Here is a 21,006-nt window from a genome sequence, read left to right on the forward strand (position 1 = left end):
TCACCCAGCTCCATTCTTGTACGTTCGTACCTAAAGCTCGCCTGTTGCGGGCCGATAGCCCTTTGAAGCGCCGATCTTTCGATCGAAAACCACAATAAAAACGCTGCACAAGGACCGGTCCCATGCCCGCATTCCGCACTATCCAGGCTCGCTACACGCTGTTTCTGGTCCTGTTCATCTTGCTGTTGTTCGTTCTGACAGTGGTCGGCATCAGCCAGTTGGTCGCGCCTAAACTTCGCCACACCGAAGAACAGGTGGCCCTCAACCGCATCGCCGAAGTGGCCGAGCAAATCCAGGGCGAGCTGAACAAAGTTCAGGCGCAACAGCGCAGCATCACCCAGACCATCCCATTACTCGACAGCGCCGCCATCGATACGGTGCTGCCAGGCCTGGTCGATCAGTACGGCGAGTTGAAAGTGTTCGGTGGCGGGATCTGGCCGTTGCCCGGCCAGCGTGAGGCCGGACGCAACAAGTTCAGCACCTTCTGGCACCGCGACGCCTCGGGCAAGCTCGCGGTCAATACGTTCTGGAACAGTGATGCGGCCCCCAACTATTACGACCAGACCTGGTATAAGGGCGGCATGCAAACCCCGCGCGGCCAATGCGCCTGGGCTGCTGCCTATAAAGATGACGCCAGCGCCGAGCCGCGGACCAACTGCGCCATGGCCATTCAGAAAAATGGCGCGGCGTATGGTGTCTCGACCATCGACGTGACCCTGGGTTTCTTCAACGACTTGATCGCGCGTAAGGAAAAAGACCTCGGCGCAGAAATGCTGATCGTCGAGGCCGACGGCAAGATCATCAGCAACAGCTCGCGGATCAGCGGGCCGATCGTGCTGAAGAGCATCAGTGAACTGGCCAGCAACTCGCCCTTCGCCAGCCAAGTGAAGGCCGGCCTGCAAAACCGTGATCAGTCGCAGCGGGGCGAGTTCGATAACAACGGTGAAGCCAGCACCTTCTTCATGCGCCCGATCGAGGGCACACCGTGGTTCCTCGCCACTGCCCTGCCGACCAAGCTGATCACCGCCCAGCGTGACGATGTGCTCAGCACCTTGAGTCTGCTGCAAATCCCGATGGTGATCCTGCTGGTGTTGCTGCAGATCTACGCGATTCGCCAACTGGTTCAGCGCTTGAGAATTCTGAAGGCCAACATCGACGCCCTGTCCGCTGGCGATGCCGACCTGACCAAGCGCATCACCATCCGCGCCGAAGACGAGCTGGGCGCCATCGGGCACTCGGTCAACGCCTTCATCGTCTACTTGCAGAACATGATCGGCGAAGTCACCCAGGCCACCGGCGCGATGGCGTCCAGCCTCGACAACTTGCAGCGCACCTCCGCCCACACCAGCCAGATTTTGGTCCGCCATGCGTCTGAAACCGATCAGACGGTCACGGCGATCACCGAGATGAGCTCGACCGCCGAAAGTGTCGCGCAGAACGCCGCAGAAACCGCTGCCTTCACCCAGCGCGCCAACGAAAACGCTGACCGTTCGCGCGTCGTCGTTGGTGAAGCGTCCAGTAGCGTGATCGCCTTGATCGACGAAGTGGCAAGCGCCACCCATAAAGTTGAAAGCATGCAGGAGGATGCGCAGCGCATCACCGAGATTCTCGGGGTAATTGGCGCCATTGCCGGGCAGACCAACTTGCTGGCACTCAACGCCGCCATCGAAGCCGCCAGGGCCGGTGAGCAAGGTCGTGGTTTCGCAGTGGTCGCCGATGAAGTCCGCGCCCTCGCCGCCCGCACGCAGGCCAGCACTTCGCAAATCAATGAAATGCTCAAGCGCCTGACCCAAGGCGTGAGTTCGTCAGTGAGCGCCATGGAAAACACCCAGGCCAGCTGCCAGTCCGCTGCCGATGCCACGGCGCGGGTCAACACGGGCCTGGATGAAATGGCCGGTTCGGTCAGCCACATCAACAGCCTGAGCACGCAGATCGCCACCGCCGCCGAGCAGCAAAGCGCGGTGACCGAAGAGATCAACCGCAGCATGGTGCAGATCCGCCACATGGTGGATGAGCTGGTGAAAAGCGGTCAGGCCAGCGAGCTCAATACTCAGCAACTGCTGCAAGCCAACACTCGCGTCAGCGCGATCATGGGGCGGTTCAAGGTGCGTTGACCGCTGCTGATTGACAAGCTCCCTGTGGCGAGGGAACTTGGTCTGGTGAGGAGCTGGCGGTATTACTTCGAAACAACCTCGTATCTCTCCGGGGCAAAAAATGGTCAAAATGTATCTTTTTGGCCGCAACCCCGAGACGAGCCCCCCATGCGAACCCACCTGCGTCTGGTCGCCCTGAGCGCCCTTTTTATCTCCTCCCTGGTCCAGGCCGCCGACCTGATCCCGATCGAAGTCCACCGTGACGCCAACTGCGGCTGCTGCAAAAAATGGATCAGCCACCTCGAGGCCAATGGCTTCAAGGTTGAAGACCACGTCGAATCCAACATGAGCGAATTCAAGCAACAGCACGGCGTGCCTCCGCGCCTGGCGTCATGTCACACCGGCCTCATCAATGGCAAATTCGTCGAAGGCCATGTTCCGGCGGATCAAGTCCTTGCCTTGAGCAAACGCGATGACCTGCTGGGTGTTGCGGCACCGGGCATGCCGATGGGCTCGCCCGGGATGGAAATGGACGGCATGAGCGATGCTTATCAAGTGATCGGCCTGAAAAAGGACGGCACTGATGTGGTGGTGGCGGACTACCCTGCCCATTGATGGGCGGTGCGTACATCGGGCTTTTCTTTTCGGCATTCGGTGCCGCGACCTTGCTGCCGTTGCAGTCCGAAGCGGTGCTCGTAGGGCTGTTGCTCAGCGGGCAATACTGGCTTTGGTCGCTACTGGCCGTCGCGACGCTGGGCAATGTCCTTGGCTCAGTGGTGAATTGGTGGCTCGGCTGTCGCATCGAACGGTTTCGCGACCGGCGTTGGTTTCCGGTCAGCCCGCGCCATCTCGAACAGGCCCGAAAACACTATCAACGCTATGGTCACTGGTCATTGCTGCTGAGCTGGGTGCCGATCATCGGTGACCCGCTGACGCTGGTGGCAGGCGTCATGCGCGAGCCGTTTGGGCGGTTCCTGCTGATCGTAACCCTCGCCAAGGGTGCTCGTTATGGGGTGCTGGCCCTAGCCACGCTGGGCTGGATCGGTTGAACGATCAGGTGCGGCAATTGCCTGTGTTTAATGTCGCCCTAATCATGCCGATCCAGCATCGCTGTTTTCCAACGGAGTCCACCCATGCCCCTTGCTCTTTCGCGCTGGTTGCCCGGCCTGTTTCTGACAGCGGCATTGCCGGTTCTGGCTCATGCTGAAGGCCCGGAATACGGGCCGGAACTGCAAGGGTTCGAGTACCCCTACACGGTCAAGCACTTCGCGTTCGAGTCCCAGGGTAAATCCCTTCAGATGGGTTACATGGACGTCGCCGCCCACGGCAAGGCCAACGGGCGCAGCGTGGTGTTGATGCACGGCAAAAACTTCTGCGGCGCCACCTGGGACAGCTCGATCAAAGCCCTGAGCGAAGCCGGTTACCGGGTCATTGCGCCGGACCAGATCGGTTTCTGCACCTCCAGCAAACCGGACAACTATCAATACACGTTCCAGCAATTGGCGACCAATACCCAGCAACTGCTCAAAGCCCTTGGCATCCAGAAGACCAGCGTGCTCGGGCACTCCACCGGCGGCATGCTCGCCACGCGCTATGCGCTGCAATACCCCGATCAGGTCGAGCAACTGGCGCTGGTCAATCCGATTGGCCTGGAAGACTGGAAAGCCCTCGGGGTGCCGTATCGCACCGTCGATCAATGGTACGAGCGCGAACTGAAACTCAGCGCCGACGGCATCCGCACATACGAACGCAACACCTATTACGGTGGCCGCTGGAAGCCTGAATTCGATCGCTGGGTCGATATGCTTGCCGGCCTGAATAAAGGCCCGGGGCACACGCAAGTGGCGTGGAACTCGGCGTTGATCTACGACATGATCTTCACCCAACCGGTGTATTACGAATTCAAGGACCTGAAGATGCCGACGCTTTTGCTGATCGGCACATCCGACACCACGGCCATCGGCAGTGACATTGCCTCACCGGAGGTCAAGGCGAAGCTCGGTCACTACGACGTGCTCGGCAAGCAAGTGGCGAAACTGATTCCGCAGTCCACACTGGTTGAATTCCCTGGCATGGGCCACGCGCCGCAGATGGAAGAACCGGCGCAATTCCACCAGGCACTGCTCGACTGGCTGAACAAATCCAATCCCGTTCGTTGATGAGGTAAGGCTGATGGCTGTGCAGATTGCGGTGATCGATGATTGGCAGGACGTGGCCCGTGACGTGGTCGATTGGTCAGTGCTGGACAGCCTCGGCGAAGTGCGTTTTATCCATGACTATCCTGCCGACAACGAAACCCTGGCTGAGCGTCTGGGCAAGTTCGAGGTGATCTGCGTTATGCGCGAGCGCACCCGGTTTGATGAAGACCTGCTGCGCCAGTTACCCAAGCTCAAACTGCTGGTCACTGGCGGCATGCGCAATGCCGCGTTGGACCTCAAGGCCGCTGCTGCTCTGGGCATCCAGGTCAGTGGCACCGACAGCTACAAACATGCCGCTCCGGAGCTGACCTGGGCGCTGATCATGGCCGCGACCCGCAATCTCGTGGTCGAAACCAATGCCTTGCGCGCAGGAAAATGGCAGCAAGGCCTGGGTGGCGACTTGCACGGCAAGACGCTGGCGATCCTCGGCCTCGGCAGCATCGGCAAACGCGTCGCGCAGTTCGGTCAGGTGTTCGGGATGCGGGTTATCGCGTGGAGCGAAAACCTCACGGCCGAACGTGCCACCGAGGTGGGCGTGACCTACGTCAGTAAGCAGGAACTGTTCGAGCAGGCCGATGTGCTGTCGGTTCACTTGGTGCTCAGTGATCGCAGCCGGGGATTGGTCGGCGCCCAAGCGCTGAACTGGATGAAACCTTCGGCGCTGCTGGTCAACACCGCCCGCGGACCGATTGTCGATGAGGCCGCGCTGATCAAGGCGTTGCAGAAGAATCGGCTGGCGGGGGCTGCGCTGGATGTGTTCGACGTCGAGCCATTGCCGGTGAATCATCCGTTCAGAACGCTGGACAATGTGTTGGCGACGCCCCATGTCGGGTACGTCAGTCGACAGAACTACCATCAGTTCTTTTCGCAGATGATCGAGGATGTCCAGGCGTGGTCTGCCGGTGAGCCGATTCGGCTTCTGAGCTAAGACCGCAGCGCCGCTCTCGCACTCGATCAATGTTGATCAGTTCGTCAATACTGAACGCGAAAACCACGTATCCTCTGCGCCCGTTTCACGTCCAACCTCGCGAGGGCAGTTTGTCTAAAGGTATCGCTTTATCGGTCTCGGCCTCGGTGCTGTTTGCCGTCATGTATTACTACACCTCGTTGCTCACGCCCCTGAGCGGCGTGGAGATTTTCGGCTGGCGCATGCTGCTGACCGTGCCGTGCATGACCGTGTTCATGGTGGTCTCCGGCGAATGGAAGCGTGTGCTCGAAATTTTCCGGCGCATCGCTGGCAATCGGAAATTGATCGCCGGCCTGGTCGCCTCTTCGGCCCTGCTCGGTGTACAGCTTTGGCTGTTCATGTGGGCGCCACTCAACGGCTACAGCCTGGATGTGTCGCTCGGGTATTTTCTGTTGCCGCTGACCATGGTGCTGACCGGGCGGATTGCCTATGGCGAGCGCCTGTCCTATTTGCAAAAAATCGCCGTGATGCTGGCCTGCCTCGGCGTGATCAACGAGGTGTATCAGGTCGGTGGTTTTTCCTGGGCGACCTTGCTGGTCTGCATCGGCTATCCCCTGTACTTCATCCTGCGCAAGCGTCTGGCAGCCGACAACCTTGGCGGTTTATGGCTGGACATGGCGTTGACGCTGCCGGTGGCGTTCTGGTTCGTGCAGAGTGGTGAGCAGGGTTTCGGCGTGTTTGATCAACATCCGTGGTTGTCGCTGCTGATCCCGATACTCGGGGTGATCAGTGCGTCGGCGCTGGTGGTCTACATCATCGCCAGCCGGCTGTTGCCGTTCAGCCTGTTCGGGCTGTTGAGTTATGTGGAACCGGTGTTGCTGCTGGGCGTTGCGTTGCTGCTCGGGGAAAGCATCAAGCCTGGGGAATGGCTGACTTATATTCCGATCTGGTTGGCGGTAGTGGTGCTGGTGTTTGAAGGCTTCAAACACCTGGTGCGACAACGACGCAAACCAATGTAGGAGCGAGGCTTGCCCGCGAAGCTTTTAGCGTCTTCATCGGCCCCTTCGCGGGCAAGCCTCGCTCCTACATTGGTTTTGCATGATCCAAAAAAAACCGGCCAGCATTGTTGCTGACCGGGCTTTCTTACATCTGATGCGGCTTATTCGGTGGCGAGTACACCACGACGAACCTGATCACGTTCGATCGATTCGAACAGCGCCTTGAAATTACCTTCGCCGAAACCATCGTCGCCTTTACGCTGGATGAACTCAAAGAACACCGGGCCCATCAGGGTTTCCGAGAAGATCTGCAGTAGCAGGCGCTTGTCGCCCGACTCGGACGAACCGTCCAGCAGGATCCCTCGCGATTGCAGCTGATCGACCGGCTCACCGTGGTTCGGCAAACGGCCTTCGAGCATTTCGTAGTAGGTTTGCGGTGGCGCGGTCATGAAGCGCATGCCGATGCTCTTCAGGTGATCCCAGGTCTTGATCAGGTCATCGCTGAGGAAGGCCACGTGCTGGATGCCTTCACCGTTGAACTGCATCAGGAACTCTTCGATCTGCCCGGCACCCTTGGACGATTCTTCGTTTAACGGGATGCGGATCATGCCGTCCGGCGCGGTCATGGCCTTGGAGGTCAGGCCGGTGTATTCACCCTTGATGTCGAAGTAACGGATCTCACGGAAGTTGAACAGCTTCTCGTAGAAGTTGGCCCAGTACGCCATCCGACCGCGATAAACGTTGTGGGTCAGGTGGTCGATGATTTTCAGACCAGCACCGACCGGGTTACGGTCCACACCTTCGATGAACACGAAGTCGATGTCGTAGATCGAGCTGCCTTCGCCGAAACGGTCGATCAGGTACAGCGGCGCGCCGCCGATGCCTTTGATCGCTGGCAGGTTCAGCTCCATCGGGCCGGTTTCGATGTGGATCGGCTGGGCGCCGATTTCCAGTGCGCGCTTGTAGGCCAGCTGCGAATCCTTGACGCGGAACGCCATCCCGCACACCGACGGGCCGTGTTCGGCCGCGAAGTATGAAGCGACGCTGTGCGGTTCGTTGTTGAGGATCAGGTTGATCTGGCCCTGGCGATACAGGTGCACGTCTTTGGAGCGGTGGGTCGCGACCTTGGTGAAGCCCATGATCTCGAAGATCGGCTCCAGGGTGTTCGGGGTCGGCGATGCGAGCTCGATGAATTCAAAGCCCATCAGGCCCATTGGGTTTTCGTATAAATCTGCCATTTTGGCGCCTCATCATTTTTTAGAATTAACGGAACGTTAGTTGCTAATAATGCTGAAGCCGGCGGGTGGCGCGCAGGAGATGCCCCGCACGCTGCGGGCGAGGAAGTCACCGTAGATCAATTGAAACCCGAAACTTTTCATTGTCGACCCAAGGCTGATGCGGGCGAGGCTTCTGCTTCCAGAAGACGATTATTATTGTATGCGTAACCCGATTCTACACAGCGTAAATAGGTTTGTCCGCCTTCTGTATCAAATCCCCTTTTTCCCTGCTCGCGCAAGGGGTTTGTTGCACAGGAAAATCCCGGCGAGAATCAGCCCTCCTCCCAGGCACATCGCCAGCGTCAACTGCTCGCCCAACAGCAACGCGCCGAGGATCACGGCAGTCAGCGGATTCAAGGCAATGAACACCCCCGAACGTGTCGCGCCGATTTGGCGAATGCCGTCGTAATAGCCGATGTAGGCCAGCGCCGAGCCCAACACGCCCAGGTACATCAGGCTCAGCCATTGTTGCGGACCAAGGCCGAGGAGCGCGCTGACACTCAGTTCACCGCGCACCGCACTGGCCACCCAGAGCATCAGCGTGCCCAGCAGAATCGAATACGTCACCGTCTGCACCGGCCCCAGCGTCTGGTTCAGGTCCTTGGAGAACAGCGAGTAAATCCCCCAGCCGAGCACGCATCCGAAAATCAGCAGGTCACCGATCCAGGCGTTAGCATTGCCGGCCAGCAGTTGCGGGTTTCGGCTGACGATCACCAGACTCGCCCCGGCTATGCACACCGCGATCCCGACGACCTTCGTCCGGCTCAAGCGCTCCTTGAAAAGCAGCCATGACGCCAGTCCGATCACGGCGGGGTTCAGCGCCACGATCAACGACGCTCGCGAAGCATTGATGTAATGCAGCCCGTAAAAAAAACACAGGTTGTAGAAGAAGATCCCGAAGAACCCCAACAGTGTCAGTTGCAGCCATTGCCTGGGGCTCGGTTTCGCCAATGGCACGCGGGCCAGCAGCAAAAACACCAGCAACGCCACGCTGGCCAGCAGGAATCTCAGACTGGCGGCGAACAACGGGGTGAGGCTGTCGGCGAGAAACCGGCCGGCCACAAACGTCCCGCCCCAGATCATGGTGACGGCAGCGAGTTTCAGATACACCGGGACATCCGATGACATGGTTTGCGCATAGCTATTCATAAGGCGTCAGGACTTTAATCGGGGGTAGATGTATCATTGGATTAATGCGCGATCATCGTAAAATGAGTAAAGACTCATGACCCTGACACAACTCGAGATTTTCTCGCTGGTCGCCGAACTGCGCGGCTTCACAATGGCGGCCAATCGGTTGGGGATTTCCCAATCGGCGGTGTCTCACGCCCTGAAGTCGCTGGAACAGGAATTGGGGGTCGAGTTGTTCAGGCGCCACCAGTCTCAAATCGAACTGAGCGACATCGGCCAACAGCTCTTATCGCGCGCCAGGGCGATGCTCGGGTTGGCCAACACCTTGCGCCAGGAAGCCGCCGACGCCCGCGGAATGAAGCATGGCACCCTGCGTATCGGCTCGTTCGGCCCGACTTCATCGATCAAACTGCTGCCACAGATCCTGCAGCACTACCGCCCCGCTCACCCCGGTATTGAAGTCCACATCGACGAAGGTCCGGACCGGCAGATTCTCCAGTGGCTGGAAGAGCGGCGAATCGATATCGGTTTCGTGGTGCTGCCCGAAGATCGTTTCGACACCTTCCCACTGATCGAAGACCGGATGGTCGCGCTGCTGCCAGCCGGTCATCCGCTGGCGGAAAGCGACAGCCTGAGCTTGAGCGACTTGTGTCACGACCCGTTCGTGCTGACCGAAGCCGGATCTTCGGAGCTGGTTTCACGGCTGTTCAGTGCTGCCCGGTTGACACCCAACATCCGTTATCGCTGCTCGCAGCTACTCAGCACCCTCGACACCGTGGGCCGTGGCGATGCCGTGACCGTTGTCGCCGAAGGCTCGTTGCCCGACGACAACGACAGCCGCTACGTGAAAAAACCGCTGTCGCCACCCGTTACTCGGCAGGTGTGCCTGGCGGTGCTCGACCAGCGTCAGTCGTCGCCCGCAACGCTGGCGTTTATTCAACTGGCTTCAAGCCTGAGCTATCGTTGAGCGGCAAAAGGATCGACGACCATCTATCATGCCCACTACATGAACTCTTTTTGGGGGACGTGCCGTTATCCTCCCAGCATTTGAGAGCCGTACCTCATCGTCACAGGCTTCGCAAATGCCACTGAACGCCAAAACCCGCAGCAAGCGCGGCAAACGACTGGTTGTAACGCTGCTGAGCGGCTTGCTCCCAGTATTGTTGGGGGGCGTCATCCTCTATATGCAGGCTGAGCGCACGCTCCAGCAAAGTACCGAGCTGACGGCCGAAGAAGCCGTCCGCCAATTCGAGTTGATACTCGACAATACCGCCCAGGCTGCGCGCGAACTGCTGCCGCTGGCCGGCCAACCTTGCAATGACGTCAAACTGGCCCTGCGCGAGCAGGTTACCCGCCGACCGTTCGTGCGCTCGACGAACCTGGTGTGGGACAACAACATTTATTGCAGTTCGTTGTTCGGTGACTACCAGGAAAAGATCAGTGCCGGCGACTACCCCAAAGGCCAGTTGCTGCTGATGAAAGGCAACCCGGTCACGCCCGATACTGCGTTACTGGTGTATCGACTCAGTGAAGGAAAACAGGGCGCGATGAGTACCCTGGACGGCTATCACCTGAGCAACGTGCTGCGCATGATCGGCCGCAAAACCGTGTTGTTGCTGCAAGTCGGTCCCAGCTGGTTATCTGCCGATGGCGCGTTTCATGAAGGTGTTCTGATGGCCTCGCCAGTGGCGCCAATTGAACTGACATCTTCGCGTTATGCCTTTGAGGTCGCCGCCGGTTTCCCCGAGGGTGAAACCTGGCGCTACATGAGCAGCGAGTATCCACCGCTGTTCAGTTTGCTTATCTTCTTCGGGATGGTGTCGGGCGCTATCGGACATGTCCTGCAGAAACGCTCGTCATCCCCCAGTCACGAAATGCAGCGTGCGCTGGAGTCTGCCGAGTTCGTTCCGTATTTTCAGCCCGTGGTGCATGGCGATACTAAAACCTGGTCCGGGGCCGAAGTGTTGATGCGCTGGAACCATCCGAAGGAAGGCCTGGTGCGCCCGGACCTGTTCATTCCTTTTGCCGAGCATTCCGGGTTGATCGTGCCGATGACCCGCTCGTTGATGCGACAGACCGCAGCATTGTTGGCGCCTGCTGCGTCGTCGTTCGACGGTCCGTTCCACATCGGCATCAACATCACTGCCAGCCATTGCAAGGACCTGGATCTGGTCGAGGACTGCCGTGAGTTTCTCAGTGCCTTTGCGCCGGGCGCCATCAATCTGGTGCTGGAGTTGACCGAGCGCGAACTGATCGAGCCGACAGCCATCACGCACCAATTGTTCGAGCAGCTCCACGCATTGGGCGTGATGATCGCCATCGATGACTTTGGCACCGGCCACTCAAGCCTCGGTTACCTGCGTCAGTTCAATGTGGACTTCCTAAAGATCGATCAGAGTTTTGTCGCGATGATCGGCGTTGACGCGCTTTCCCGGCACATTCTGGACAGCATTATCGAACTGTCGGCCAAGCTTGATCTGGGGATCGTCGCCGAAGGCGTGGAAACCGAGGCGCAAAGTGACTATCTGGCCGCCCATGGCGTGAACTTCCTGCAAGGTTATTTGTTCGGTCGACCGATGCCCGGTGCAGAGTTCATTAATGCATTAAGGCACCATTAACCGGCGGTTTTAAGCGACGAGACAACGAAACAGCGCACCAAATTGAATCAAAAGTCTACTGTTGTTACATGAAGAAAAAGACAGGATTTACTCTTGGCCAATTAACTACTACAATTTTTCATGCCTGTGCAAGATTGGCAGGTGAGCCACTATCACCGAGTCGCTTCAAGGCTCTTGGCTTATAGCTTTGTTTGCGGTTGGTATCAGCCAAACACACTATTGGAGTAATGAATTTGTCCAGACTCGCTGAATTTCGTGCCGCTGAAAAGGCCCTTCAAGAACAGCTCAAGCAGCTGGAATCGCTGAAGAATGATGCCGGGCTCAAGAAAGAAATCGAGTTCGAAGAAAAGCTCCAGGGGCTGATGAAAACCTACGGCAAAAGCCTGCGCGACCTCATCGCCATCCTCGATCCGAACCCGGCAAAATCCGGCCTGCAGACAGCAACCCCTAAAACCCGCCGCGCTCGCGTGGTCAAGGTTTACCATAACCCGCACACCGGCGAACTGATTGAAACCAAGGGTGGCAACCACCGCGGTTTGAAAGCCTGGAAGGAACAGTACGGTGCCGCTACCGTTGATTCCTGGCTGCGAGGCTAAGCACTCGCGGTGATAAAAGAAGCCCTGCCAATGCATGGCTTTTTTATAAACGCCTTCTAAATGCAACGAAAGGAGACGATCAACTCGCTACTTGCCGACTCAACTTTGTGCTTAATCCGTTTGGGTATCTAAAAATTTCGGATCGCGCTGAAATCTGCAGTCATGCAAACCGTCAGCTAAAGTTTCAAGCTGTTACGAGCTGCTGCTATTTCGTCCTGACTTGCCTTATAAGCCTCGGACTGCCCCGCGTAGGAAAGAACATAGGCCTTATCGGCATCCACCGCCGCGACCAATGTTTGCGACAGCACATGTCGACCATTCTGTGTAATCGTGCAGGTAGTTTCCAACCCCGATAAGCGGCTCAAGGGCGCTGGATGAATTTTGTTGCAGACACTTTGATAGCCGCTTTGAAAAAAGTCTTTCTGCACCGACTTGCGCATTTCCAGCATCACGCCTTCCAGATTGACCTGATGACTGCTTTCTACTGGAGTCATGGTCAATTCCATTACCAGCACCGGTGTTCCGCCCTGGTCGACTTTCACCGCGCGCTGCCGGACAACCTCTGGTTTGGCGTCATCTTGCGGCACGGCTTCAACCTCCCAGCCATTTGGCCAGGTCACCACCGGCGCATCCGCATGAGCGCTAGTAGCACCTGACAGCAGGCAAAACAGGACCAGCGTCGATTTACAGAATCGGATCATTGCAATGAACACTCACGGATTGAACCGTAAAGTCTGAGCCTCGCCCGTCCGTCAGGCAATAGCCGACTGTTTGCGTTTGGTGATGTCCCAGCCCTTGCGTATCATTGTCGCCATTCGTTAGCCCCACTTATTTTCCGGAGGGCCCATGAGCCTGCACGAATTGAACACTTTCCCCGGCGTGACCGCGCAACCTGACACCGCCACCCAGAAGTTCGTCTTCAACCACACCATGCTGCGGGTCAAAGACATCACCAAGTCCCTGGATTTCTACACGCGCATCCTGGGTTTTTCGCTGGTGGAAAAACGCGACTTCCCGGAAGCCGAATTCAGCCTGTACTTCCTGGCGCGGGTCGATAAAGCCCAGATTCCGGCCGACGCTGCCGCCCGTACCGAATGGATGAAATCGATCCCGGGCATTCTGGAATTGACCCACAACCACGGCACCGAGAACGATGCAGATTTCGCCTACCACAACGGCAACACCGACCCGCGCGGCTTCGGCCATATCTGCATCTCTGTGCCGGACATCCGTGCCGCTTGCGAACGCTTTGAAGCGCTGGGCTGCGATTTCCAGAAACGCCTGAACGACGGTCGCATGAAGAGCCTGGCGTTCATCAAAGACCCGGATGCGTACTGGGTTGAGATCATCCAGCCAGCCCCGATGTAACCTCCACCACCATTCCCCGGTGGGAAGGTGTGAGGCACAAAAAACCCCATGATCACTCATGGGGTTTTTGTGTTTTCAGCGACGACGTTTATGCCGGCGCGGAGGTGCGGATCAGGTGATCGAATGCGCTCAGCGAAGCCTTGGCGCCCTCGCCCACCGCAATCACGATCTGCTTGTACGGCACGGTGGTGACATCACCGGCAGCGAATACGCCCGGCATCGACGTTTCACCGCGGGCATCGACGATGATCTCGCCGCGAGGCGACAGGTCGATGGTGCCTTTGAGCCAGTCGGTGTTGGGCAGCAAACCGATCTGCACGAAGATCCCTTCCAGTTCCACGGTACGCAGTTCATCAGACTGGCGATCTTTGTAACGCAAGCCGTTAACCTTCTGACCATCGCCCAACACTTCAGTGGTTTGCGCGCTAGTGATCACGGTGACGTTCGGCAGGCTGTGCAACTTGCGCTGCAACACCGCATCGGCACGCAGCTGCACGTCAAACTCCAGCAAGGTGACGTGTGACACGATGCCCGCCAGGTCGATGGCCGCTTCGACACCGGAGTTACCGCCGCCAATCACCGCCACGCGCTTGCCCTTGAACAGCGGACCGTCACAGTGCGGACAGTACGCCACGCCTTTGTTGCGGTATTGCTGCTCGCCCGGGACGTTCATTTCACGCCACCTCGCACCGGTCGCGAGAATCACTGTCTTCGCTTTCAGGGTCGCGCCGCTGGCGAAGTGGATTTCGTGCAGCTCGCCACTTTTACCCGGCACCAACTTGTCGGCGCGCTGCAGGTTCATGATGTCGACGTCGTATTGCTTGACGTGTTCTTCCAGCGCCACCGCCAGTTTCGGCCCTTCGGTTTCCTGCACGGAGATGAAGTTCTCGATGGCCAAGGTGTCGAGGACCTGACCACCAAAACGTTCAGCCGCCACACCGGTGCGAATGCCTTTACGAGCAGCGTAGATCGCGGCCGAAGCACCCGCTGGACCACCACCGACGACCAATACGTCAAAGGCGTCCTTGGCGCTGATCTTCTCGGCTTGACGCTCGATGCCGCTGGTGTCGATCTTGGCGAGGATTTCTTCCAGGCCCATGCGGCCCTGACCGAAGTTAACGCCATTCAGGTAAATGCTTGGCACGGCCATGATCTGACGATCATCGACTTCAGCCTGGAACAGCGCGCCGTCGATGGCGACGTGGCGGATGTTCGGGTTCAGTACCGCCATCAAGTTAAGCGCCTGGACCACGTCCGGGCAGTTCTGGCAGGACAGCGAGAAATAAGTCTCGAAGCTGAACTCGCCTTTGAGCGAACGGATCTGTTCGATCACTTCAACGCTGGCTTTCGATGGGTGGCCGCCGACTTGCAGCAATGCCAGCACCAACGAAGTGAATTCATGGCCCATCGGGATGCCGGCGAAACGCAGGCTGATATCGGCACCCGGGCGGTTGATCGAGAACGATGGTTTGCGTGCATCGTCACCGTTATCGAGCAAGGTAATTTGGGTAGAAAGACTGGCAACGTCTTTGAGTAATGCGAGCATTTCCTCGGATTTCGCACCGTCGTCAAGGGAGGCAACGATCTCGATCGGCTGGGTGACCCGTTCCAGGTACGATTTCAACTGGGCTTTAAGATTGGCGTCCAACATACGGGCGATTTCCATGCAGTTTGGTGAAGAGACGTAGACATAAAAAAACGCCCGAGCGAATCTCGCCCGGGCGTTTTTGAGGGCGGTAGCAGCTTACTTAGGTGCGGAAACCCGCCCTGATGATGCTTTCACAGACTTAGATCTTGCCGACCAGGTCCAGGGACGGCGCCAGAGTGGCCTCGCCTTCTTTCCACTTGGCTGGGCAAACCTGGCCTGGGTGAGCAGCGACGTATTGAGCAGCCTTGATTTTGCGCAGCAGCTCGGAAGCGTCACGGCCAACGCCGCCATCGTTCAGTTCAACGATTTTGATCTGGCCTTCAGGGTTGATCACAAAGGTGCCACGGTCAGCCAGGCCAGCGTCTTCGATCAGCACGTCGAAGTTACGGGAGATGGCGTGAGTAGGATCGCCGATCATGGTGTACTGGATTTTGCCGATGGCTGGCGAAGTGTTGTGCCAGGCAGCGTGGGCAAAGTGGGTGTCGGTGGAAACGCTGTAGATCTCGACGCCCAGTTTCTGGAACGCGTCGTAGTTGTCAGCCAGGTCTTCCAGTTCGGTCGGGCAAACGAAGGTGAAGTCGGCTGGGTAGAAGAACACGACAGACCACTTGCCTTTCAGGTCAGCGTCCGACACTTTTACGAAGTCGCCATTTTTAAAGGCGTCTGCTTTGAACGGTTTAACTTGGCTGTTGATGATAGGCATCGATGACTCTCCGTCAGGGTTGAAAAGTTCGGTTGAGAAGTTGATGGGGTGAATCCTACCCACTCGATCGCCGCCTGGCTCATTGGCAAAGCTCATGCTGCTGATTGGTTTTCGCTATTAGCGGACAGTATTAATAGAAGAAAACGGTATCTAGCGCGCCAATGGCTTTTCAGCGACTCGGGCCATCCCGAGAAACGGGCTGGCTTCAACATAGCGCATGGCCGACTTCACATCCTTCCAGCCCACATAATTCATCAACGATTTCAAATCCCAACCGCTCTGATGGGCCCAACTGGCAAAACCGCGTCGCAGGGAATGGCTGGTGTAGTGGTCAGCTGAAATGCCGGCACGCTCCAGGGCCTGGCGCAGCAAGGGGATGATGCTGTTAGCGTGCAAGCCCTCCTCACTCAAATGGCCCCAACGGTCGATACCGCGGAACACCGGTCCGCGGACCAGCGCGGCTTCGGTGATCCACTGGATGTAGGCGTTCACCGGGCAGAGTCGCTGCAAGGCCGGGGTCTGGTAAGTCTTGCCGAGGTTCTCGCGATCGCTCTTGCTGCGCGGCAGGTAAAGGGTGATGCCTGAACCGGCGCTCGCCCGCACGTGTTCGATCTGTACGCGGCACAACTCATCACTGCGAAAGCCACGCCAAAAACCCAGCAAGATCAGCGCGGTGTCGCGTCTGGCGCGAAGCAAACCCGGCTGATCATTGTGCGCCTTGGCGGTTTGCGCCTCCAGTTCCAGCCAGGCAACCACCTGCTCCAGATGCTGAAGCTGCAAAGGCTCGGCCTGTTTCTCCTGAGCCGGGTGCAGCGCCCGTATGCCCTTGAAGACCTTGCGCACCACCGGCGACTTGGTGGGATCGGCAAAACCCTGGCTGTTATGCCACTGCGCCAACGCCGACAACCGCAGCTTCAACGTATTGATCGACAGCACGCCCGCATGGGCCACGAGATAACGCGCCACGCTGTCGCTCGTTGCAGGCAGGAAACCACCCCAACTGACTTCGAAGTGCTCGATGGCCGCCCGGTAGCTGCGACGAGTGTTGTCGCGGGTGGCGGCTTGCAGGTAGCGATCCAGATCAGTCATGGGCTCAATTCTCTAAAACGTACCGCTTTCGCGGGATAAAACCTGCCGCACGGCGTATCACACGGGGTAGTACCAGTATATCCCGTATCAATAACTCACAATTTTTATCTTCTCAAACAAGATGGTACACTGCGTACTTTGGTGGCATGTACCACAGTACGAAATCGTAGGAGAACACATGGCTCGTGGCGGCGTAAATAAAGCAGTGGTGCAGGCGGCACGCTTGGCAATCCTCGCCCGTGGCGAAAACCCCAGCATCGATGCAGTACGGATCGAAATGGGCAATACCGGCTCGAAAACCACCATCCACCGCTACCTGAAGGAGCTGGATGACGGCAGCGAACGCACCGAAACGCCTTCAGAGCCCATCGATGATGAGCTGGCAGGGCTGGTTTCGCGCTTGGCGCAACGCCTCAAGGAGCAGGCGCAAGAACCCATCGACCAGGCACGCGCGCAGTTCGATCAGCAACGAAAAGAGTTGGAAATCCAGCTGACCGAAGCCCGGCAAGCCAATACTGAATTGCACCAGCAATACGAGATTCAAAGCCTGGCACTGACTCAAGAGTCCGAGGCCCTGCAAGAAACCCGCTCCATGCTGCAGACCGAGCAAACCCGCAACGCCGGACTGAACCAGGCGCTGGCCGATTTCGAACTGCGCTTGCAAGACAAGGATGAGCAGATCCGCTCATTGGAAGAAAAGCACCTGCACACGCGCGATGCCCTGGAACACTACCGCAACGCCGTCAAGGAACAACGCGAGCAGGAGCAAAGTCGCCACGAAGGCCAGGTGCAGCAAATTCAGATGGAACTGCGCCAAGCCCAGCAAAGCGCATTGGTGCGTCAGGATGAGATTACTCAATTGCACCGCGACAACGAGCGCCTGCTCACCGAGAACCGCGGAACGCTACGAGAGCTGGGGCTATTGCAGGAGCAACTGAAACACACTAACGGCCGTCAGGATCAACTGCTGGAGCAGGTCAACCGCATCGACAGCGAACGCACCCTCCTCCAGGAACGCTTGCGCGCCGCCCTGCTGGAAAGTCAGTCGCTCAAGCAGAACGTCGACGAGCAGTCGCAGATAAACAAAATGCTGAAGATGGAATTGCTCAAGACTCAGGCGAGCCTCGATGAAAGCCTGCGCCTGGCGGCTGTCATTGCAACAGCACCAGACGCATCAGAGAGCGAAAAGAGCGATTAACCGGCAACCGGCGTACGCATGGTGACGAACTCTTCGGCGGCAGTAGGATGCACGCCGATGGTTTCGTCGAAGTCGCGCTTGGTCGCGCCAGCCTTCAAGGCAATTGCCAGCCCCTGAACGATCTCGCCGGCATCCGGCCCGACCATGTGGCAGCCCAGAACCTTGTCGGTCTTGGCATCGACGACAAGCTTCATCAGCGTGCGCTCCTGGCATTCGGTCAGGGTCAGCTTCATCGGGCGGAAACGGCTTTCGAAAATCTGCACGTCGTGGCCGGCTTCGCGCGCCTCTTCCTCGCTCAAGCCGACAGTGCCAATGTTCGGCAGGCTGAACACGGCGGTCGGGATCATCTTGTAATCCACCGGGCGATACTGCTCAGGCTTGAACAAACGACGCGCCACAGCCATGCCTTCAGCCAGGGCGACGGGGGTCAGCTGAATACGGCCGATCACATCGCCAAGCGCCAGGATCGACGGCTCTGCGGTCTGATATTGGTCATCGACCTCGACGAAACCTTTCTTGTCAAGTTTGACGCCGGTGTTTTCCAGCCCGAGATTGTCGAGCATCGGACGGCGACCGGTGGCGTAGAACACACAATCCGCCTCCAGCTCGCGACCGTCCTTGAGCGTCACCTTCAGGCTGCCATCGGACTGCTTGTCGATGCGCTCGATGTCGGCGTTGAACTGCAGGTTCATGCCGCGCTTGGTCAGCTCTTCCTGCAAATGCTTGCGCACTGCACCGTCGAAGCCGCGCAGGAACAACTCACCGCGATACAACAATGTGGTCTCGGCACCCACCCCGTGGAAGATCCCGGCAAATTCGATAGCGATGTAACCACCGCCCACAACCACAACGCGCTTCGGCAGTTCTTTTAAGAAGAACGCCTGGTTGGAACTGATCGCGTGCTCGTGCCCCGCAATCTCCGGGATCTGCGGCCAGCCACCGGTAGCAATCAGGATGTTCTTGGCGGTGTAGCGCTCGCCATTGATCTCGACCGTGTTCGGGTCGACGATTTTGGCATGACCTTCATGCAGGGTTACACCGCTGTTGACCAGCAGGTTGCGGTAAATACCGTTCAGTCGATTGATCTCGCGATCCTTGTTGGCGATCAGCGTTGCCCAATCAAACTTCGCTTCGCCCAGTGTCCAACCAAAGCCCGAAGCCTGCTCGAAGTCTTCGGCGAAGTGCGCGCCATAGACCAGCAACTTCTTCGGCACGCAGCCGACGTTCACACACGTACCGCCCAGGTAACGGCTTTCGGCCACCGCCACTTTCGCGCCAAAACCAGCGGCAAAACGCGCAGCCCGCACACCGCCGGAACCGGCGCCAATCACATAAAGGTCAAAATCGTAGGCCATTTTCAATCTCCTCGGCAGGCAACCAGCATACCTGCGGGCTGCCGTTGAGCAAGCATTACGCTGAAATGTTCGGGCCGTGCGATACGCAGCCCAACCTGCGTTTTTTTCAATGCCCCTTTGCAGATTGCGTTTTCGGTGTCCGGAGAGTGCGCCGAGCAATCAAAATCGCCATGAGTGCCAAGCCGAACGTCACCCACGAAACCAAACCGATTCCACCTTCGAATGCCCTTCCCGCCTGCGTCATCAATTCTCTTGCTTGATCACCCGACAAGTCTGCCGCCACATGATGAGCGCCAGCTAGCGTCTCACTCGCCAGCATCATCTGCACTTCGCTCAGAAACCCCGGAAGCTGCAATGCACCGCGATAGTAGGCAGTGACGAGACCGCCGAGCACTGTCGTCCCCAAAACTACGCCCACTTCATAGGCCGTTTCGCTAATGGCCGACGCAGCGCCCGCCTTTGTCGGTGGTGCGGCTGACAAAATCACATCATTGGACACCGTCGCGATCGCGCCCACGCCAATGTTCAGCAAGGCAAAAGACACCACTAGAACGGTCAGGCTACTGCCAATGCTGGCGACCAGCAAAAACGCCGCTCCAGCAAACGCCATCAACATCGGAATCAGCACATGCACCTGTAATCGCTGTGCAACAGGCACGACCGCCATCCCCACTACAATCGCCATGATCTGACCTGGGACCAACGCGAGGCTAGCACTCAAGGGCGACATCAGAAGAACGATCTGCAGGAACTGAGTGGTAAAAAATACGAAGCCGACGAGGAACGCAAGACTCATCAAATTGATCGCGACAGACCCGCTAAAGGTGCCATTGCGGAACAGACTCAGGTCCATCAGCGGCACTGGCAGTCGTAACTGTCGACGCACAAACATCCAGCCTGCAACTGCGCCTACTGCAAATGTTGTCAGCGCCATCCAGTCGATACCACTACTGGCGCTGTGTTTAATGCCATAAACAATGGCACCAAGGGCTACCATCGATTGCAGGATGCTTACCGGATCCAACGATCCTGAAGCATCTCGCTCGGATTCGGGCAACAACAGTGGCCCCAATACCAGCAGTGGCACCAACACGGGCATCGCCAACAGGAAAATCGCCCCCCAACTGAAGAACTCCAGCAACACCCCGCCTACCAAAGGACCGAGTGCAGAGCCGACCGTCAAAGTCGTTGCCCAGATCGCGACTGCTAGTCTGCGTTCTTCTCTGTCCTCGAACACCGAACGTATCAACGCCAATGTTGAGGGCATCAGCGTTGCACCGAAAACGCCCATACAAGCTCGCCCGGCAATCAGTTGCGTGGCGGTATCGGAATACGCGGTTAGCACCGACACAATGACAAACCCCAAGGACCCGGCCAGCAACAACTTCCGATGACCGATTCGATCTCCCAGACTACCCATCGACACCAGCAATCCCGCCAATACCAGCGAGTAAGCATCGATCATCCACAACTGCTGGCTAGCGCTCGGATGCAGGGCCTCGGCAATTTTTGGTAACGCAAATCCAAGCACCGTATTGTCAACTGTCACCAGCAATACAGGCAGCATCAGCACGCTTAGGCTTAACCAACGCTTTGATCTTGCGCCGCTATGAATTCCCTCATCCATCAAACTCATTAGCCAAACTCCCTGTCACCGCAAAAAAATTCACGGAGCATTCAGCAATGCTGCCGCGGACCACCTTGCGCACTCCCTTACCAAGATTTAGTCAGTTTTATTAATGACAATGCCGAATCAATCGAGCAACAGGAAAAGTATTTCCTGGCGGTAACAATCTGCCTTTACGTTGATCAAAAAAAACCCCGAAC

The 21,006-nt window shown here is 57.8% G+C and carries 18 protein-coding genes and 2 pseudogenes; 12 read left to right on the plus strand and 8 right to left on the minus strand.

Translation table 11 applies throughout. The features are described 5' to 3' along the window. Positions 1-122: 122 nt before the first annotated feature. From ACYZTM_RS01275 to rarD, 7 genes and pseudogenes are all read left to right on the plus strand, one after another. Positions 123-1,253, plus strand: a pseudogene (locus ACYZTM_RS01275) (HAMP domain-containing protein); the annotation flags it as partial. Positions 1,254-1,589: 336 nt separating this feature from the next. Further along, positions 1,590-2,114, plus strand: a pseudogene (locus tag ACYZTM_RS01280) (methyl-accepting chemotaxis protein); the annotation flags it as partial. Positions 2,115-2,261: 147 nt separating this feature from the next. Next, positions 2,262-2,708, plus strand: a complete 447-nt coding sequence (locus tag ACYZTM_RS01285; RefSeq protein WP_131058677.1) for a DUF411 domain-containing protein — start codon at positions 2,262-2,264, stop codon at positions 2,706-2,708. Further along, complete coding sequence (locus ACYZTM_RS01290) at positions 2,708-3,142, plus strand: YqaA family protein (RefSeq protein WP_131058678.1); 435 nt, start codon at positions 2,708-2,710, stop codon at positions 3,140-3,142. Before ACYZTM_RS01285 ends, ACYZTM_RS01290 begins: the two co-directional genes overlap by 1 nt. An 84-nt stretch (positions 3,143-3,226) precedes the next feature. Further along, the gene (locus tag ACYZTM_RS01295; RefSeq protein WP_131058679.1) at positions 3,227-4,252 is read left to right on the plus strand and encodes an alpha/beta fold hydrolase; all 1,026 of its coding nucleotides are present in this window, start codon (positions 3,227-3,229) and stop codon (positions 4,250-4,252) included. A gap of 13 nt (positions 4,253-4,265) precedes the next feature. After that, the gene (locus tag ACYZTM_RS01300) at positions 4,266-5,219 is read left to right on the plus strand and encodes a D-2-hydroxyacid dehydrogenase family protein (RefSeq protein ID WP_131058680.1); all 954 of its coding nucleotides are present in this window, start codon (positions 4,266-4,268) and stop codon (positions 5,217-5,219) included. 110 nt (positions 5,220-5,329) lie between these two features. Further along, positions 5,330-6,217, plus strand: coding sequence for an EamA family transporter RarD (gene rarD / locus ACYZTM_RS01305; RefSeq protein WP_131058681.1), 888 nt, complete (start codon positions 5,330-5,332; stop codon positions 6,215-6,217). A 140-nt stretch (positions 6,218-6,357) separates the two neighbouring features. Here the strand turns inward: rarD and hppD are convergent, their stop codons facing one another. Both hppD and ACYZTM_RS01315 read right to left on the minus strand, forming a co-directional pair. Beyond that, entirely contained in the window at positions 6,358-7,434 is a 1,077-nt protein-coding gene (gene hppD, locus ACYZTM_RS01310) for a 4-hydroxyphenylpyruvate dioxygenase (protein WP_131058682.1), read from the minus strand. Between the two features lie 249 nt (positions 7,435-7,683). Next, positions 7,684-8,622 carry a DMT family transporter gene (locus ACYZTM_RS01315; RefSeq protein WP_461986507.1) on the minus strand — a complete coding sequence of 313 codons (939 nt, stop codon included), beginning with the start codon at positions 8,620-8,622 and terminating at the stop codon, positions 7,684-7,686. A gap of 76 nt (positions 8,623-8,698) precedes the next feature. Here ACYZTM_RS01315 and ACYZTM_RS01320 point away from each other — a divergent pair, with 76 nt between their 5' ends. The 3 genes from ACYZTM_RS01320 to ACYZTM_RS01330 all read left to right on the plus strand — a co-directional run bounded on the left by ACYZTM_RS01320 (position 8,699) and on the right by ACYZTM_RS01330 (position 11,818). Continuing rightward, positions 8,699-9,571 carry a LysR family transcriptional regulator gene (locus ACYZTM_RS01320; protein WP_461986509.1) on the plus strand — a complete coding sequence of 291 codons (873 nt, stop codon included), beginning with the start codon at positions 8,699-8,701 and terminating at the stop codon, positions 9,569-9,571. A gap of 115 nt (positions 9,572-9,686) precedes the next feature. After that, entirely contained in the window at positions 9,687-11,222 is a 1,536-nt protein-coding gene (locus ACYZTM_RS01325; RefSeq protein ID WP_461986511.1) for an EAL domain-containing protein, read from the plus strand. A 233-nt stretch (positions 11,223-11,455) separates the two neighbouring features. Then, on the plus strand, positions 11,456-11,818 hold the full coding sequence (locus tag ACYZTM_RS01330; protein WP_461986513.1) for a histone-like nucleoid-structuring protein, MvaT/MvaU family: 363 nt from the start codon (positions 11,456-11,458) through the stop codon (positions 11,816-11,818). 176 nt (positions 11,819-11,994) lie between these two features. Here the strand turns inward: ACYZTM_RS01330 and ACYZTM_RS01335 are convergent, their stop codons facing one another. Next, positions 11,995-12,519 carry a DUF4946 domain-containing protein gene (locus ACYZTM_RS01335; protein WP_461989276.1) on the minus strand — a complete coding sequence of 175 codons (525 nt, stop codon included), beginning with the start codon at positions 12,517-12,519 and terminating at the stop codon, positions 11,995-11,997. Positions 12,520-12,664: 145 nt separating this feature from the next. Between ACYZTM_RS01335 and gloA the strand changes: the two genes are divergently transcribed. Further along, positions 12,665-13,186: a lactoylglutathione lyase gene (gene gloA, locus ACYZTM_RS01340; RefSeq protein ID WP_461986515.1), complete on the plus strand. Its 522-nt coding sequence runs from the start codon at positions 12,665-12,667 to the stop codon at positions 13,184-13,186. An 88-nt stretch (positions 13,187-13,274) separates the two neighbouring features. Here the strand turns inward: gloA and ahpF are convergent, their stop codons facing one another. The 3 genes from ahpF to ACYZTM_RS01355 all read right to left on the minus strand — a co-directional run bounded on the left by ahpF (position 13,275) and on the right by ACYZTM_RS01355 (position 16,626). Further along, positions 13,275-14,837, minus strand: a complete 1,563-nt coding sequence (gene ahpF, locus ACYZTM_RS01345) for an alkyl hydroperoxide reductase subunit F (protein ID WP_461986517.1) — start codon at positions 14,835-14,837, stop codon at positions 13,275-13,277. 136 nt (positions 14,838-14,973) lie between these two features. Further along, positions 14,974-15,537 (minus strand): alkyl hydroperoxide reductase subunit C, encoded by a 564-nt coding sequence (gene ahpC / locus ACYZTM_RS01350; protein ID WP_010460707.1) that lies wholly within the window; start codon positions 15,535-15,537, stop codon positions 14,974-14,976. 150 nt (positions 15,538-15,687) lie between these two features. Further along, positions 15,688-16,626 carry a site-specific integrase gene (locus tag ACYZTM_RS01355; RefSeq protein WP_461986519.1) on the minus strand — a complete coding sequence of 313 codons (939 nt, stop codon included), beginning with the start codon at positions 16,624-16,626 and terminating at the stop codon, positions 15,688-15,690. A gap of 178 nt (positions 16,627-16,804) precedes the next feature. On the opposite strand from ACYZTM_RS01355, the gene ACYZTM_RS01360 reads away from it, so the two are divergent. Next, positions 16,805-17,824, plus strand: coding sequence for a DNA-binding protein (locus ACYZTM_RS01360; RefSeq protein ID WP_461986521.1), 1,020 nt, complete (start codon positions 16,805-16,807; stop codon positions 17,822-17,824). Here ACYZTM_RS01360 and gorA read toward each other — a convergent pair. Both gorA and ACYZTM_RS01370 read right to left on the minus strand, forming a co-directional pair. Beyond that, positions 17,821-19,179, minus strand: a complete 1,359-nt coding sequence (gene gorA / locus ACYZTM_RS01365) for a glutathione-disulfide reductase (protein WP_461986523.1) — start codon at positions 19,177-19,179, stop codon at positions 17,821-17,823. The two genes, ACYZTM_RS01360 and gorA, sit on opposite strands and share 4 nt — an antisense overlap. 106 nt (positions 19,180-19,285) lie before the next feature. Continuing rightward, the gene (locus ACYZTM_RS01370) at positions 19,286-20,815 is read right to left on the minus strand and encodes an MFS transporter (protein WP_461986525.1); all 1,530 of its coding nucleotides are present in this window, start codon (positions 20,813-20,815) and stop codon (positions 19,286-19,288) included. Positions 20,816-21,006: the final 191 nt, after the last annotated feature.

Source organism: Pseudomonas sp. MDT2-39-1, from assembly GCF_054898085.1.

Bases quoted from the DNA above. Each gene is read 5' to 3' on its own strand.
- ACYZTM_RS01285 (WP_131058677.1), top strand. From the start codon at position 2,262: ATGCGAACCCACCTGCGTCTGGTCGCCCTGAGCGCCCTTTTTATCTCC.
- ACYZTM_RS01290 (WP_131058678.1), top strand. From the start codon at position 2,708: ATGGGCGGTGCGTACATCGGGCTTTTCTTTTCGGCATTCGGTGCCGCG.
- ACYZTM_RS01295 (WP_131058679.1), top strand. From the start codon at position 3,227: ATGCCCCTTGCTCTTTCGCGCTGGTTGCCCGGCCTGTTTCTGACAGCG.
- ACYZTM_RS01300 (WP_131058680.1), top strand. From the start codon at position 4,266: ATGGCTGTGCAGATTGCGGTGATCGATGATTGGCAGGACGTGGCCCGT.
- hppD (WP_131058682.1), bottom strand. From the start codon at position 7,434: ATGGCAGATTTATACGAAAACCCAATGGGCCTGATGGGCTTTGAATTC.
- ACYZTM_RS01315 (WP_461986507.1), bottom strand. From the start codon at position 8,622: ATGAATAGCTATGCGCAAACCATGTCATCGGATGTCCCGGTGTATCTG.
- ACYZTM_RS01320 (WP_461986509.1), top strand. From the start codon at position 8,699: ATGACCCTGACACAACTCGAGATTTTCTCGCTGGTCGCCGAACTGCGC.
- ACYZTM_RS01325 (WP_461986511.1), top strand. From the start codon at position 9,687: ATGCCACTGAACGCCAAAACCCGCAGCAAGCGCGGCAAACGACTGGTT.
- ACYZTM_RS01335 (WP_461989276.1), bottom strand. From the start codon at position 12,519: ATGATCCGATTCTGTAAATCGACGCTGGTCCTGTTTTGCCTGCTGTCA.
- gloA (WP_461986515.1), top strand. From the start codon at position 12,665: ATGAGCCTGCACGAATTGAACACTTTCCCCGGCGTGACCGCGCAACCT.
- ahpF (WP_461986517.1), bottom strand. From the start codon at position 14,837: ATGTTGGACGCCAATCTTAAAGCCCAGTTGAAATCGTACCTGGAACGG.
- ahpC (WP_010460707.1), bottom strand. From the start codon at position 15,537: ATGCCTATCATCAACAGCCAAGTTAAACCGTTCAAAGCAGACGCCTTT.
- ACYZTM_RS01355 (WP_461986519.1), bottom strand. From the start codon at position 16,626: ATGACTGATCTGGATCGCTACCTGCAAGCCGCCACCCGCGACAACACT.
- ACYZTM_RS01360 (WP_461986521.1), top strand. From the start codon at position 16,805: ATGGCTCGTGGCGGCGTAAATAAAGCAGTGGTGCAGGCGGCACGCTTG.
- gorA (WP_461986523.1), bottom strand. From the start codon at position 19,179: ATGGCCTACGATTTTGACCTTTATGTGATTGGCGCCGGTTCCGGCGGT.
- ACYZTM_RS01370 (WP_461986525.1), bottom strand. From the start codon at position 20,815: ATGAGTTTGATGGATGAGGGAATTCATAGCGGCGCAAGATCAAAGCGT.